16 protein-coding genes and 1 pseudogene are annotated in these 13,728 nt (G+C 64.1%); 9 read left to right on the top strand and 8 right to left on the bottom strand.

What is annotated here, in order from left to right:
- The 5 genes from WB785_RS20550 to WB785_RS20530 are packed head-to-tail and all read right to left on the bottom strand — an operon-like array spanning position 1 to position 4,766.
- Entirely contained in the window at positions 1-402 is a 402-nt protein-coding gene (locus WB785_RS20550) for a MaoC family dehydratase (protein ID WP_424081291.1), read from the bottom strand.
- The gene (locus WB785_RS20545) at positions 399-1,349 is read right to left on the bottom strand and encodes a bifunctional MaoC family dehydratase N-terminal/OB-fold nucleic acid binding domain-containing protein (protein ID WP_424081289.1); all 951 of its coding nucleotides are present in this window, start codon (positions 1,347-1,349) and stop codon (positions 399-401) included. Before WB785_RS20545 ends, WB785_RS20550 begins: the two co-directional genes overlap by 4 nt.
- Positions 1,346-2,509 (bottom strand): acyl-CoA dehydrogenase FadE29, encoded by a 1,164-nt coding sequence (gene fadE29, locus WB785_RS20540; RefSeq protein WP_424081287.1) that lies wholly within the window; start codon positions 2,507-2,509, stop codon positions 1,346-1,348. The genes WB785_RS20545 and fadE29 overlap by 4 nt, the downstream gene beginning before the upstream one ends.
- The gene (locus WB785_RS20535; protein WP_424081285.1) at positions 2,494-3,513 is read right to left on the bottom strand and encodes an acyl-CoA dehydrogenase family protein; all 1,020 of its coding nucleotides are present in this window, start codon (positions 3,511-3,513) and stop codon (positions 2,494-2,496) included. Before WB785_RS20535 ends, fadE29 begins: the two co-directional genes overlap by 16 nt.
- Positions 3,513-4,766, bottom strand: a complete 1,254-nt coding sequence (locus WB785_RS20530; RefSeq protein WP_424081283.1) for a cytochrome P450 — start codon at positions 4,764-4,766, stop codon at positions 3,513-3,515. Before WB785_RS20530 ends, WB785_RS20535 begins: the two co-directional genes overlap by 1 nt.
- Positions 4,767-4,885: 119 nt before the next feature.
- Between WB785_RS20530 and WB785_RS20525 the strand changes: the two genes are divergently transcribed.
- From WB785_RS20525 to WB785_RS20505, 5 genes are all read left to right on the top strand, one after another.
- Positions 4,886-6,046, top strand: a complete 1,161-nt coding sequence (locus WB785_RS20525) for a steroid 3-ketoacyl-CoA thiolase (RefSeq protein ID WP_424081281.1) — start codon at positions 4,886-4,888, stop codon at positions 6,044-6,046.
- Positions 6,046-6,426 (top strand): nuclear transport factor 2 family protein, encoded by a 381-nt coding sequence (locus WB785_RS20520; protein WP_424081279.1) that lies wholly within the window; start codon positions 6,046-6,048, stop codon positions 6,424-6,426. Before WB785_RS20525 ends, WB785_RS20520 begins: the two co-directional genes overlap by 1 nt.
- Before the next feature lie 10 nt (positions 6,427-6,436).
- Positions 6,437-6,901 carry a nitroreductase family deazaflavin-dependent oxidoreductase gene (locus WB785_RS20515; RefSeq protein ID WP_424081277.1) on the top strand — a complete coding sequence of 155 codons (465 nt, stop codon included), beginning with the start codon at positions 6,437-6,439 and terminating at the stop codon, positions 6,899-6,901.
- Position 6,902: 1 nt separating this feature from the next.
- Positions 6,903-7,355 (top strand): nitroreductase family deazaflavin-dependent oxidoreductase, encoded by a 453-nt coding sequence (locus tag WB785_RS20510; RefSeq protein ID WP_424081276.1) that lies wholly within the window; start codon positions 6,903-6,905, stop codon positions 7,353-7,355.
- A gap of 84 nt (positions 7,356-7,439) precedes the next feature.
- Positions 7,440-8,471 (top strand): phosphoglycerate mutase family protein, encoded by a 1,032-nt coding sequence (locus WB785_RS20505; RefSeq protein WP_424081275.1) that lies wholly within the window; start codon positions 7,440-7,442, stop codon positions 8,469-8,471.
- A 6-nt stretch (positions 8,472-8,477) separates the two neighbouring features.
- Here WB785_RS20505 and WB785_RS20500 read toward each other — a convergent pair whose 3' ends face one another.
- Genes WB785_RS20500 through WB785_RS20490 form a run of 3 tightly spaced genes read right to left on the bottom strand, consistent with a single transcriptional unit; the run spans position 8,478 to position 10,911 of the window.
- Positions 8,478-9,170 (bottom strand): MBL fold metallo-hydrolase, encoded by a 693-nt coding sequence (locus WB785_RS20500; RefSeq protein ID WP_424081273.1) that lies wholly within the window; start codon positions 9,168-9,170, stop codon positions 8,478-8,480.
- 24 nt (positions 9,171-9,194) lie between these two features.
- Positions 9,195-10,100, bottom strand: coding sequence for an SDR family oxidoreductase (locus tag WB785_RS20495; RefSeq protein ID WP_424081271.1), 906 nt, complete (start codon positions 10,098-10,100; stop codon positions 9,195-9,197).
- A 25-nt stretch (positions 10,101-10,125) separates the two neighbouring features.
- Positions 10,126-10,911: an SDR family oxidoreductase gene (locus WB785_RS20490; protein ID WP_424081269.1), complete on the bottom strand. Its 786-nt coding sequence runs from the start codon at positions 10,909-10,911 to the stop codon at positions 10,126-10,128.
- 67 nt (positions 10,912-10,978) lie between these two features.
- On the opposite strand from WB785_RS20490, the gene echA20 reads away from it, so the two are divergent.
- The 4 genes and pseudogenes from echA20 to ipdC form a co-directional block, all read left to right on the top strand.
- The gene (gene echA20, locus WB785_RS20485) at positions 10,979-11,737 is read left to right on the top strand and encodes a (7aS)-7a-methyl-1,5-dioxo-2,3,5,6,7,7a-hexahydro-1H-indene-carboxyl-CoA hydrolase (protein WP_424081267.1); all 759 of its coding nucleotides are present in this window, start codon (positions 10,979-10,981) and stop codon (positions 11,735-11,737) included.
- Positions 11,734-12,618 (top strand): cholesterol ring-cleaving hydrolase subunit IpdA, encoded by an 885-nt coding sequence (gene ipdA, locus WB785_RS20480; protein WP_424081265.1) that lies wholly within the window; start codon positions 11,734-11,736, stop codon positions 12,616-12,618. The genes echA20 and ipdA overlap by 4 nt, the downstream gene beginning before the upstream one ends.
- A complete protein-coding gene (ipdB, locus tag WB785_RS20475) occupies positions 12,615-13,358 on the top strand; it encodes a cholesterol ring-cleaving hydrolase subunit IpdB (RefSeq protein WP_424081264.1) in 744 nt (247 codons plus the stop codon). Before ipdA ends, ipdB begins: the two co-directional genes overlap by 4 nt.
- Positions 13,358-13,728: pseudogene (gene ipdC, locus WB785_RS20470) on the top strand ((3aS,4S,5R,7aS)-5-hydroxy-7a-methyl-1-oxo-octahydro-1H-indene-4-carboxyl-CoA dehydrogenase); the annotation flags it as partial. The gene ipdB and the pseudogene ipdC, both read left to right, overlap by 1 nt.

Raw genomic sequence — 13,728 nt, 5'->3', positions numbered from 1 at the left:
TCAAGAATCCTCAATCGTGAGCGTGGTCGTGGCGATAACGTGATCGCCAAGGCTGTTGCTGCCCACGACTTTTACCGTGATCAAGCCACCATCCACCGCGGTGACTTCACCGGAGAATGTCACCGTGTCATAGGCGTACCACGGCACACCCAGCCGCAGCCCAATCGACTTGATCAACGCCGACGGCCCGGCCCAGTCGGTGATGTACCGCTGCACTAGGCCGGTGTCGGTGAGGATGTTGACGAAGATGTCCTTAGATCCCTTGGCTTGTGCCAAGTCGCGGTCGTGGTGCACGTCTTGAAAGTCCCTGGTGGCCAGCGCAGTCGAGATGATGAACGTGGGGTCGCCATACAACGACAGCTCAGGCAATTTCGTGCCGACCTCTATTGTCGGTGCGCTCATGCGTCAGGCTCCCACGCGTATAGTGACCACTCCGGCCCGCTCTCACCGGCTGGAAAGTCGATATAGGTTGCCCGAACCGGCATTCCGATCTTCACTTCAGCAGGGTCGACGTCGCGCAGCTCACCGAGCATCCGCACTCCCTCCTCCAGCTCGACGAGTGCGATCACGAACGGCAGTGTGCGGCCAGGCACCTTCGGAGCGTGGTGCACCACAAAGCTGAACACCGTCCCTTTGCCGCTGGCTACCACGAACTCGACCGGCTTAGCTTTGTCCTGCCAGATAGCCGGCACCGGCGGGTGCTGCAGGCTACCGTCCTGCAGCCGCTGGATCCGCAACTCGTGCGCCTTGACGCCCTCCCAGAAGAATGCGGTGTCCCGCGATACCGCCGGCCGCATCATGGCGTCGGCGTCCAGATCCGCAGGGACAGCCTCACCGCTCTGCGACTCGCGCGGCTTGAATTTGAGGATCCGCCACTCCATCTCGGCGACATCCTCATCGCCGACGCGCCAGGTGATGTGCTGGTTGATGAACCAGCCCTCGCCCAGCGCTGTCTGCTTGGGGCCGACGACGTCGCGCATCTCGGAGGCGATGCTGACCTCCTCGCCGGGCCGCAGATACCGGTGGTAGGTCTGTTCGCAGTTGGTGGCGACCACGCCGACGTAACCGGCGTCGTCGAACAGCTTCATCATCGGGCCCATGGGGTCGTCGGTCGGGCGGTCCCCACCCAGCCCGAACATCGTCCACACCTGAATCATGGCCGGGGGGGCCACAATTCCCGGGTGGCCTGCGGCACGGGCCGCGGCTTCGTCGCGGTAGATCGGGTTGGTGTCCCCGAGGGCTTCCACCCAGTTGTTGATCGTCGGCTGGTTCACCGGATCCCGGGCTGCGCGCGGTTTGGCAGCGCCAGCCGCCTTGATCTCGGCGACGGCTTCGGCAATGTCGATCATCGCGGAACCCGGGGAACTTTGAGGCCCGACGCCGCGATCATCTCGCGCATCACTTCGTTGACACCGCCGCCGAAGGTGATGACCAGGTTGCGCTTGGTTTGCGAGTCGAGCCAGTCCAGCAGCTCGGCAGTGTCCGACTCCGCGGGGTTGCCGTATTTGCCGACGATCTCTTCGGCGAGCCGGCCGATGTACTGAATACGCTCCGTGCCAAATACTTTCGTCGAGGCGGCGTCGGCCACGTTGATCTCCTCGCCCGCGGCCGCCACCTGCCAGTTGAGCAGCTCGTTGATCCGCCACATGGCATAGATTTCACCGAGCGCGCGCTTGACGTCCTGGTGGTCGATGGGCGTGACCCCGTCACCGCCCGGCTTGGACGCCCAGGCGTGCAGCCGGTCATAAATGCCCGCGGTACGACCCGCTGGACCCAGCATTACCCGCTCGTTGTTGAGCTGCGTGGTGATCAACCGCCAGCCGCCGTTCTCCTCACCGACCAGCATGTCGGCCGGCACGCGCACGTCGTTGTAGTACGTGGCGTTGGTGTGGTGGGCGCCGTCGGAAAGGATGATCGGTGTCCAGGAGTAGCCGGGATCCTTGGTGTCGACGATCAGAATCGAAATGCCTTTGTGTTTAACGGCTTCCGGATCGGTGCGGCATGCCAGCCAGATGTAGTCGGCGTCGTGCGCGCCGGTGGTGAAGATTTTCTGCCCGTTGACGATGTACTCGTCGCCGTGGCGCACGGCCGTGGTGCGCAACGACGCCAGGTCGGTTCCCGCCTCCGGCTCGGTGTAGCCGATCGCGAAGTGCACCTCGCCGGCCAGGATCGCCGGCAGGAACTTCTTCTTCTGCATCTCGCTGCCGAACACCTGTAGGGTCGGCCCCACCGTCTGCAACGTCACGGCGGGCAACGGCACGTCGGCGCGATGGGCCTCGTTGACGAAGATCTGCTGCTCGATCGGACCGAACCCCAGGCCGCCGAACTCTTTCGGCCAGCCGACGCCGAGCTTGCGGTCTTGACCCATCCGGCGGATCACCGCGCGGTAAGCGGCGTTGTGGCGATCCTGCTCCATCGCCTTCATCTCGTCAGACGAGATCAGATTCGAAAAGTATTGCCGTAGCTCGGCTTGCAGCTGTCGCTGCTCCGGCGTCAGTTCGATGAACATTGCGCTCCCACCAGATCGAGGCGATGCGATGGCCCGCCCAACAGCCGGGTCAGGTCTTTGATCGTGGAGTAGTACCGGTGCATCGGATAGGTGACGTCCATGCCCATCCCGCCATGCAGGTGGTGGCAGATCTGCATCACCGGCGGCGCCTGCGAGCTGATCCAGTAGCCCAGGACGTCAAGATCATCACTTGCGTCCCGACCTTCGGACAGTCGCCAGACCACGGATGTCGACGCCAAATCGATGGTCCGCGAAGCGATGTAGACCTCGGCGAGCTGAGCCGCAACGGTCTGGAAGGTGGACAGTGGCTTACCGAATTGGTGCCGGTTCGCGACATAGTCGGCCGTCAACCGCAATGCGCCGGCGACCAGACCGGCGGCATAGGCACCGATCCCCGCCAGCGCCAACTGGTTCGCCCGCTGAGTCGTAGCACCGACCAGCACGTCCTGATCGCCGACCGCGACATCGGTGAACGTGACGACGTACTCGTCGGATCCGTTGGACGTCGGCGTCTTCGCCACTTGCACGCCCTCGGCCTTCGGTGACACCACGACAACGGCGCTGTCGGCGGTGACGATCATCCACTCTGCATTTTCGGCATACCCGACACCGACTTTCGTGCCGGACAGTCGACTATGTACGAAGGTCGTCGCCGGCCTTTCGGGCAGCGCCGTGCCGGGTTCATTGAGCGCCGCGGTCAGCAGCGAGCCCTTGGCCAGGCCGGCGAGGTACCGATCCTGCTGCTCGTCGGACGCCAAATCCAGCAGCAGAACGGCTCCGAACCCGAGCGTCGTCAACGCCGGACCGACCAGGCCGTGGCGACCGATCTCGGTCAGCGCCGTCGCGATCTCGGGCAGTCCGACGCCGTCGCCGCCCAGGCGCTCGGGGGCCGGCAGCGCGGTTACGCCGCCCGCTACCAACGCTTCCCAGCTGTTATCCCTGTCCAATACCGACGTGACGACGTCGGCGACGGCCTGCTGCGCCGGGTCCGGAGTGAAGTCCATCAGTGCTCGACCGGGCATTTGCCGGTGTAGTCGACCTGCCAGCGTTTGATGCCGTTGAGCCACCCCGAACGCAATCGCTCGGGTTTCGAGATCGGTTTGAGGTCAGGCATATTGTCGGCCACCGCGTTGAAAATCAGGTTGATCGTCATCTTCGCCAGGTTGGCGCCGATGCAGTAGTGCGCACCCGTTCCGCCGAAGCCGACATGCGGGTTGGGATCGCGCAGGATGTTGAACGTGTATGGGTCCTCGAAGACGTCTTCGTCGAAATTGGCCGACCGGTAGAACATCACCACCCGCTGGCCCTTCTTGATCTGCACACCCGACAATTCGTAGTCCTCCAGCGCCGTGCGCTGGAAGCAGGTGACCGGGGTCGCCCACCGAACAATCTCGTCGGCGGCTGTCTCCGGGCGCTCTTTCTTGAAGAGCTCCCACTGGTCGGGGTGATCGGCGAAGGCCATCATGCCCTGGGTGATCGAGTTACGGGTGGTCTCGTTGCCGGCCACGGCAAGCATCATCACAAAGAAGCCGAACTCGTCATCGGAGAGCTTTTCACCGTCGATGTCGGCGTTGATCAGCGTGGTCACGATGTCGTCGCCGGGGTTCTCGGCTTTCACCGCGGCCATCTGCATCGCGTAGTTGAGCACCTCGAACGACGACGCCTTGGGATCGATGTCGGCGTACTCAGGATCGTCGTTGCCGGTCATCTCGTTGGACCAGCGGAAGAGCTTGTCGCGGTCTTCCTGAGGGACGCCGAGCAGACCCGCGATGGCCTGCAGCGGCAGCTCACACGACAGCTGCTCGACGAAGTCGCCCGAGCCGGCGGCTGCGGCGGCCTGCGCGATGTTCTGGGCGCGTTCGTTGAGCTCGTCGCGCAGGCCTCCGATGGCGCGCGGCGTGAAGCCGCGGGAGATGATCTTGCGCAACCGGGTGTGGTGCGGTGCGTCCATGTTGAGCATGACGAACCGCTGCAGCTCGATGTCCTCGCGGGCGATGTCGTTGTTGAACCGCGGGATTACGCAGTTCTCGTAGCTGGAGAAGACGTCGCTGCGCCGCGAGATTTCTTTGACGTCGTCGAGTTTGGTGATGGCCCAGTAGCCGCCGTCGTTGAATCCGCCGCCCTCGCCGGGCGGCTGCTCGATCCAACAGATCGGCGCGGACTTGCGCGCCTCGGCGAACTCCTCCATCGGCAGCCGCTCGGTATAGATGTCGGGGTCGGTGAAGTCGAACCCTGTGGGTATGTTGGGGACGGGCATCAGTGCGCTCCTCAATGCAACGTGTTCTAGTGCCAGTAAAACATGCCTTCACCGCAGACCAAAAGGCGTCAGAGCATCGCCGCTTGTCAGGGTAATGAAACGTGTTCTAGCCTGACGTCATGGGTAACCCGGTAATAGTTGAAGCCACTCGCAGCCCCATCGGCAAACGCGCCGGATGGTTGTCCGGGCTGCACGCCACCGAGCTGCTGGGCTCGGTTCAGAAAGCGCTTGTGGAGAAGGCTGGCATCGATGCCGGCGACGTCGAGCAGCTCATCGGCGGCTGCGTGACGCAGTTCGCGGAGCAGTCCAACAACATCACCCGCACGTCGTGGCTGACCGTGGGTTTGCCCGAGCAGGTGGGCGCCACGACCGTCGACTGCCAGTGCGGTAGCGGGCAGCAGGCCAACCATCTGATCGCCGGGCTGATCGCAACCGGCGCCATCGATATCGGCATTGCCTGCGGGGTTGAGGCGATGAGCCGGGTCGGGCTGGGCGCCAACGCAGGTCCCGACCGCAATTGGCGTGCCGAGTCCTGGGACATCGATCTGCCCGACCAGTTCACCGCCGCCGAGCGCATCGCCAAGCGTCGCGGCATCACTCGCGAGGACATCGACGCCTTCGGCTTGGCCTCCCAACTCCACGCCAAGCGGGCCTGGGACGAGGGCCGCTTCGACCGGGAGATCTCACCGATCGAGGCGCCAGTGCTCGACGAGCAGAAGCAGCCGACCAGCGAGCGGCATATGGTGAGCCGCGATCAGGGTCTGCGGGACACCACGCTGGAGGGATTGAGCCAGCTCAAGCCGGTGATTGACGGCGGCATCCACACCGCGGGCACGTCGTCGCAGATCTCCGACGGCGCGGCAGCGGTGTTGTGGATGGACGAGGATAAGGCCAAGGCGCTGGGCCTGCGCCCGCGGGCGCGCATCGTCAGCCAGGCACTGGTTGGTGCCGAGCCCTATTACCACCTGGACGGCCCGGTGCAGTCCACGGCGAAGGTGCTCGAGAAGGCCGGCATGAAGATGGGCGACATCGACATCACCGAAATCAATGAGGCGTTCGCGTCGGTCGTGCTGTCTTGGGCGCGGGTGCACAACGCCGACCTGGATCGGGTCAACGTCAACGGCGGCGCGATCGCGTTGGGTCATCCGGTGGGCTGCACCGGCAGCCGGCTGATCACCACCGCGCTGCACGAGTTGGAGCGCACCGACCAGAACACCGCGCTGATCACCATGTGCGCCGGCGGCGCGCTGTCGACGGGCACAATCATCGAGCGCATCTAGTGGCTCAGGTTTCCGACGACGACCGCGTCGCCGCGGCCCAGTCCTATATCGACGCACTGGTCAGCCACAACGCCGACAAAGTCCCGTTCGCGCCGGACTGCGTTCGGATCGAACAGGGCGTCAAGACCGGGTTGTCCGGAAACCACCTGCGGCGCAGCCTGAATCGCGGGCCGCAGTTCCGGATCATCGTTGCGACTACACCGCCGGACTTCAGTGTCGATGGGGACCGGGTGCGAGCGCAGTTCGACGTGATCACCAAACCGTCGCTCGCCGGGCGGCGGGTGTGCGCGCACGTCGACGAGACGTTTCTCATTCCTGCCGACGACGGCAAGATCCACCACATCCGGGCTCAGCTCCGCCCGTTCATCCAGCGCGCTTAGGATCAGTGCCATGCCCTCGAAATCAGCACCGCGATTTCTGAATTCGCCGTTCACCGACTTCTTCATCAAGTGGATGTCCCGCCTGAACACCTTCATGTACCGCCGCGGCGGCGGGGAGGGGCTCGGCGGCACGTTTCAGAACATTCCGGTCGCGCTGCTGACCACAACCGGACGTAAGTCCGGTCAGCCGCGCGTCAGCCCGTTGTATTTCATGCGTGACGGCGACCGGGTCATCGTGGCCGCCTCGAAGGGCGGTTCGGCGAAAAACCCGATGTGGTATCTCAACCTCAAGGCCGACCCCAAGGTTTCTGTCCAGATCAAAAAAGAGGTCCTGGAACTCACCGCACGCGACGCCACCGACGAGGAGCGCGCCAAGTATTGGCCGCAGCTGGTCAAGATGTATCCGTCCTACGAGGACTACCAATCCTGGACCGACCGGACCATCCCGATCGTCGTCTGCGACCCCGCACGCTGACGTGACGCAGCGGCAATGGATCCGCAATTCGCGGTTCCTTGCTCTCTTGCTCAAATACTTTGCCCGCGTTCACATCTGGGTCTACCGCCGTACTAATGGTCGACTCGGCGCCCGGTTGTTGTGGTTTCCATCTGCTCTTCTGACTACGACCGGCCGCAAGTCGGGTGAGCCGCGGACCACTCCCACGTTGTATCTGCGCGACGGCGACCGGGTGATCTTGCCGGCGTCGTTCGGCGGTCGCGCCGAGAACCCGACCTGGTATCTGAACCTCAAGGAGAACTCGGCGGTCGAAGTGCAGATCCGTGCCGAGCGGCTACATCTGACTGCCCGCGACGCGACCGACGAGGAACGGAACCACTACTGGCCGCGGCTAATGCGTATCTATCCGCCCTACCGCGGGTACCGGGAGGCCACCAACCGGGTCATCCCATTGGTCGTGTGCGAACCGGCATAGATTGCCTTGCAATCTCCCAAAAATGGCCGGGAATTACGGTAACTTAACCTCGCCGCTGAGACGCTCCGACGCGGAGGGGGAACTATGCCTGGTTTACGCCAACATCGACGCCGTTACGTTGCGGTCGGGCTCATTTCGACGGGCTTGCTCTTTATCGCGCCGGCCGTCGCGTGGGCCGATGCGGCGGACATCACGATCGACTTCATCCGGCACGGCCAATCGATCGACAACGCGGCGGGCATCATCGACACGGTCCCCCCTGGAACGGGTCTCACTCCCGAGGGAATCACACAGGCGACGACCATCGGCGAGCAACTAGCCCTCGCCAATCAGGGTTCCTACGCTGAGCTCTTGTCATCGGAAGAGCTCAGGGCGATTGAAACCGCAGGCTACATCTCGGCTGCGCTGGACAACATGCCCGTGCAGCCGCCGATGGCCGGGCTCGACGAAATCAATGCCGGCATTTACGAAGGCCAACCGATATACAGCCTCGATGGCCTGCTCTACCTGACGACACCGATAGCGTGGGTATTCGGCGCAGACCTCGTGCCGATGCCGGGCTCTCCCGACGTTAACGGCGTCGCGTTCGACCAACGCTATACCGAAGCGGTTGACGCGATATACGACCAAACTGCTAACGCCGGCGCCAACCCGACCGACATCGCCGTGTCCAGCGAAGGCTCGATCACCACCTGGGCACTGATGAACGTCAAGAACCCCGATTTTTCACTCATCCTCACCGAGTTGCTCGAAAAGGGTCAGTTCCTGCCGAATGGGGGCGAAGTGGTGATCCAGGGCGATCCGCAAGACGGCTGGACCTTGGTCAGCTACGACGGCGTGCCGGTCCCACAGAATCCCGACCTGCCGACCGAGCTGTTCGTGGACTTCCGTAACGTGATCGAGGCGCCGCAGTTCGCCGGCTACGACATCTATCAGGCTCTCCTGACCGGCAATTCGGCGACGATTGAGACTGCACTGCAGACTGGCATCAACCAAGTCGACAGCGCGCTCGCGCAATTCCCGGTCGCTGTGTTCGATGACATCCTCGGCGCCTTCACCGGCGCGACGCCGGCTGCCGCCGGCGCGCTGGTGGGTGACGCCTTCGCCGGGCTGTGACCGGTGCTATCTGAGCCAATCCCGTTGCTGGCGGACAAAATCCGCGCCGACGACAGCACCATGACCCGGAACGTAGATGGCGTCGGGCCCGCCGAGGGCAAGTAAGCGCTCGAGCGTGGTGGGCCAGGCTGCCACATCGGAATCGGCATCAATCGCCGGGTCGCCGGATTCCTCGACCAGATCACCAGTGAAGATCACCACCCGGTCGCCGTCATCGCCGGGCACCACCACGACTAGGTCGGAAGTGGTGTGGCCGCGACCCAGGTAAGCGATCGTCACGTGAAAGTTCCCGAGATCGACGACAGCATTGGCGACCGCGTGTTGGGGCGGCCGCAGTGCCGTGATCGCGCGGTCTAGCTCGCCTGCGTCGACACCGTAGCGCAGCGCATCGTCGCGAAGATGGTCAGTAGCTGACGAGAGATACTCGACGACCTCAGGCGCACAGTAGGTTTCGGCATCAGCGAACACCGAGGAACCCAGCACATGGTCGAAATGCTTGTGAGTCAACACCACGTGTGTCACACGACGTCCGGCAATTTGACGCACGTCGGCGTCGATCGCGGCAGCTTCGGTCAGCGTGCTGCCGGTGTCGATCAGCAATGTTCCGGTGTGGCCCTGCACCAAACCGACTGTCACGTCGAGGAATGGCAGCCGACAACGATGCACACTGTCGGTCAGCCGCTCCCAGTCGAAGTGCACACTCGGCCTAGGACGGATGCTGTGTTAGGCGCCGTACACCGGCACTGCAGGCCGAGACTTGGCGAGTAGCTCGCTGACTACCGAGCCCAATTCCGCCGGATCCCATTTAGCGCCGTTGTCGATCTGAGGGCCGTGCGCCCAGCCTTCGGCGACGCGGATCTTGCCGCCCTCAACCTCGAACACTTTCCCGGTGACATCGCGGGATTCAGCGCTACCCAACCAGACGACCAGTGGCGAGATGTTCTCCGGCGCCATGGAATCGAAAGCGTCGTCCTGCGTTGCCATCATCTCAGCGAAGACGGTCTCGGTCATCCGGGTGCGGGCCGACGGCGCGATCGCGTTGACGGTGACGCCATACCGACCCATTTCGGCGGCGCCGACGAGGGTCAGAGCCGCGATGCCGGCCTTGGCGGCACTGTAGTTACCTTGCCCGACGCTGCCCTGCAGGCCTGCACCGGAACTGGTGTTGATGATCCGTGCGTCAACAGTTTTGCCCTCTTTCGACAGCCCCCGCCAATACGACGCGGCGTGCCGCATCGCAGCGAAGTGGCCCTTGAGGTGCACGGCGATGACGGCGTCGAACTCCTCCTCGCTGGTGTTGGCCATCATCCGGTCGCGCACGATGCCGGCGTTGTTCACCAGGACATCCAGACCACCGAACGTGTCGACGGCGGTCTTTACCAGAGCTGCCGCCTGGTCCCAGTCGGCAATGTTAGAGCCGTTGGCGACGGCTTCGCCTCCGGCAGCGGTGATCTCGTCGACCACGGATTGTGCAGCGCTGCCGCCGCTGGCGGGCGATCCGTCCAAGCCCACCCCGATGTCGTTGACCACGACGCGGGCGCCCTCGGCGGCGAAGGCTAACGCATGCGCGCGCCCGATACCGCCGCCCGCGCCGGTGACGATGACGACACGACCGTCAACTATTCCCACTAGCTACCCATCCTCCTCGAATCCTCTACTTGATCGCGCTCGCAGTGGTTGTGGCCAGATAATGCGGCGGCTCGCCGCCCCCGTGCACTTCTAATGAGGCACCGCTGATGTAGGACGCCGCATCCGAGGCCAGAAATGCTGCGGCCCAACCGACATCGGCTGGTGTGGCCAGCCGACCGAGCGGCACATTCTTCGAGATCGCCGCGATCGATTCGGCATCGCCGTAAAACAGCTCCGATTGTTCGGTTTCGACCATGCCGACCACGCAGGCATTCACGCGGACTTTCGGACCCCACTCCACGGCCAATGTCTGAGTGAGGCTTTCCAGGCCGGCCTTGGCCGCGCCGTATGCGCCGGTGCCCGGGGATGGCCGTCGACCGCTGAGACTGCAGATGCTGACGATAGAGCCGCCGTGTTCCTGGTTTTGCATCTTCTCGTTGGCATGCTGGGAAACCGAGAGCGCACCAATCAGATTGAGCTCGATGATCTTCCGGTTGAACTTCGCGCTGGAATCAGCGGTCAGAACGTATGGTGATCCGCCGGCGTTGTTGACGACGACGTCGAGGCGGCCGTGCCGGTCGACGATCGCATCGATCATCGCCTTCACGGCGTCGTCGTCGCGGACGTCGCAGGAGTGGAACTCGTAGGGCAGGCCCTCGACCTCGCGGCGGGCGCAGGTCACCACGGTCGCGCCCTGTCCGGCGAAGACTGAGCTGATGCCGGCGCCGACCCCCCGAACGCCGCCGGTCACCAGAATGACCCGGCCGGCGAGGCCCAGGCTGATCGCGGGGGCTCCTTCGGCGTCGGTCACTGTGCTAGCGTACCAAGCAAGTGCTTGCTTAGGTAAATCGTCCCCCAGGAAGTGGCCGAGGATCTCGATGACAATCACATCCCGCACCGTCGAACCGGGGATCGTCGCGGTCACCGTCGACTTTCCGCCCGTCAACGCCATCCCCTCGCAGGGCTGGTTCGAACTCGCCGATGCGCTCACCGCCGCCGGCGCCAACCCGGACACGCACGCGGTGATTTTGCGCGCCGAGGGTCGCGGCTTCAATGCCGGTGTGGACATCAAGGAGATGCAGCGCACCGAAGGATTCACCGCGCTGATTGACGCCAACCGCGGCTGTTTTGCCGCCTTCCGAGCGGTCTACGAATGCGCGGTGCCGGTGATCGCCGCCGTCAATGGCTTTTGCGTCGGCGGCGGCATCGGCCTGGTAGGCAACGCCGACGTAATCGTGGCCTCCGAGGATGCAACCTTCGGGCTGCCCGAGGTCGAACGCGGCGCGCTGGGTGCGGCCACCCACCTGTCCCGGTTGGTGCCACAGCACCTGATGCGACGGCTGTTCTTCACCGCGGCAACCGTGGACGCCGCTACCTTGCATCACTTCGGCTCGGTGCATGAGGTGGTGCCGCGCGAGGAACTCGACGAAGCCGCGCTGCGGGTGGCGCGCGACATCGCCGCCAAGGACACCCGGGTGATCCGTGCGGCCAAGGAGGCGCTGAATCTGATCGACGTGCAGCGCGTCAACTCCAGTTACCGTATGGAGCAAGGCTTTACCTTCGAGCTCAATCTCTCCGGGGTCTCCGACGAGCACCGCGACTCGTTCGCCGGTACGGCGAAGGGCAAGAAGTCGTGAGCGACAAACGCACCACTCTGGACGAGGCCGTCGCGCAACTGCGCAGCGGGATGACCATCGGCGTCGGCGGCTGGGGGTCGCGGCGCAAACCGATGGCGTTCGTGCGGGCAATGCTGCGCACTGACATCAAAGACTTGACCGTGGTCACCTACGGCGGGCCGGATTTGGGGCTGTTGTGCTCGGCGGGCAAGGTGAAGCGGGTCTACTACGGCTTCGTATCACTGGACTCGCCACCGTTCTATGACCCGTGGTTTGCCAAGGCGCGCACCAGCGGATCCGTCGAGGCCAGGGAGATGGACGAAGGCATGCTGCGCTGCGGGCTACAGGCAGCGGTACAGCGGCTGCCGTTCCTGCCGATCCGCGCAGGGCTCGGCAGCTCGGTCCCGGACTTCTGGGAAGGCGAATTGCAGACGGTGACCAGTCCTTACCCGGCACAGGACGGCGGACACGAAACACTGATCGCGATGCCTGCGCTGCGCCTGGACGCCGCCTTTGTGCACCTCAATCTCGGTGACGCCCAAGGCAATGCCGCCTACACCGGCATCGATCCGTACTTCGACGATCTGTTCTTGATGGCCGCCGACAAGCGCTACCTGTCGGTCGAGCGCGTCGTCTCGACCGAGGAACTGGTCAAAGCGGTGCCGCCACAAGCCTTGTTGGTGAACCGGATGATGGTCGACGCCGTAGTGGAAGCACCCGGCGGCGCGCATTTCACAACGGCAGCACCGGATTACGGCCGAGACGAGAAGTTGCAACGCCACTATGCCGAGGCGGCATCCACCGAGGAGGGCTGGCAGAAGTTCGTGCAGACCTATCTGTCGGGTGACGAAGCTGAATACCAGGCGGCCGTGCGCAAGTTCACCGAGGAGGCATCAAAGTGAGTGCCACCCGAGCCGAAGTCTGCGCGGTGGCCTGCGCCGAGTTGTTCAGAGACGCAGGCGAAATCATGGTCAGCCCGATGGCCAATATGGCCTCTGTCGGCGCGCGGCTCGCGCGGCTGACCTTCTCCCCCGACATCCTGTTGACCGACGGTGAGGCGCAGCTGCTGGCTGACACGCCCGCGCTGGGCGCAGCGGGAGCGGTCGAGGGCTGGATGCCGTTCGGCCGGGTGTTCGAGACGCTGGCCTGGGGACGGCGCCATGTCGTGATGGGCGCCAATCAGGTTGACCGCCATGGCAATCAGAATATCTCGGCGTTCGGGCCGCTGCAGCACCCGACCCGGCAGATGTTCGGCCTCCGCGGCGCACCGGGTAACGCCATCAACCACGCGACCAGCTACTGGGTCGGCAACCATTCCAAGCGGGTGTTCTGCGATGCCGTCGACATAGTCTGCGGTATCGGCTGGGACAAGGTGGACACCGAAAACCCGGCGTTCCGTTTTGCCAACACATACCGAGTGGTGTCGAATCTCGGGGTGTTCGACTTCGGCGGGCCGAACCACACGATGCGAGCGCTGTCGCTGCACCCGGGCGTTTCGGCCGACGATGTCCGGGAGGCCACCTCATTCGATGTGCACGGTCTCGACGAGGCGGCAGAGACGAGGCTGCCCACCGACGACGAACTGCGCCTGATTCGCGAGGTTGTTGATCCTAAAGCATTGCGCGACCGAGAGATACGTTGATGAGACTGCGCACGTCACTCACCGAGCTGGTCGGTATCGAGCACCCGGTGGTGCAAACCGGAATGGGATGGGTGGCCGGCGCACGGCTGGTTTCGGCGACCGCCAACGCAGGTGGACTGGGCATCTTGGCCTCGGCCACCATGACCCTCGACGAACTGGCCGCCGCGATCGGGAAGGTCAAGGCGGCCACCGACAAGCCCTTCGGTGTCAACATCCGCGCTGACGCAGGCGACGCAGCCGACCGGGTGGATCTGATGATCCGCGAAGGCGTCAAGGTCGCGTCATTTGCGTTGGCACCTAAGCAAGATTTGATCGGCAAGCTGAAAGATGCCGGCGCGGTGGTAATTCCGTCGGTCGGACTCGCTAAGCA

The sequence above is a fragment of the Mycobacterium sp. genome (assembly GCF_049585075.1).
Classification (GTDB): domain Bacteria; phylum Actinomycetota; class Actinomycetes; order Mycobacteriales; family Mycobacteriaceae; genus Mycobacterium.
The sequence above is the reverse complement of the archived record's forward strand: the minus strand, read 5'-3'. Positions and strand labels throughout refer to the sequence as shown.

Coding starts and splice junctions, on each gene's coding strand:
- WB785_RS20550 (WP_424081291.1), bottom strand. CDS start 402: ATGAGCGCACCGACAATAGAGGTCGGCACGAAATTGCCTGAGCTGTCG.
- WB785_RS20545 (WP_424081289.1), bottom strand. CDS start 1,349: ATGATCGACATTGCCGAAGCCGTCGCCGAGATCAAGGCGGCTGGCGCT.
- fadE29 (WP_424081287.1), bottom strand. CDS start 2,509: ATGTTCATCGAACTGACGCCGGAGCAGCGACAGCTGCAAGCCGAGCTA.
- WB785_RS20535 (WP_424081285.1), bottom strand. CDS start 3,513: ATGGACTTCACTCCGGACCCGGCGCAGCAGGCCGTCGCCGACGTCGTC.
- WB785_RS20530 (WP_424081283.1), bottom strand. CDS start 4,766: ATGCCCGTCCCCAACATACCCACAGGGTTCGACTTCACCGACCCCGAC.
- WB785_RS20525 (WP_424081281.1), top strand. CDS start 4,886: ATGGGTAACCCGGTAATAGTTGAAGCCACTCGCAGCCCCATCGGCAAA.
- WB785_RS20515 (WP_424081277.1), top strand. CDS start 6,437: ATGCCCTCGAAATCAGCACCGCGATTTCTGAATTCGCCGTTCACCGAC.
- WB785_RS20505 (WP_424081275.1), top strand. CDS start 7,440: ATGCCTGGTTTACGCCAACATCGACGCCGTTACGTTGCGGTCGGGCTC.
- echA20 (WP_424081267.1), top strand. CDS start 10,979: ATGACAATCACATCCCGCACCGTCGAACCGGGGATCGTCGCGGTCACC.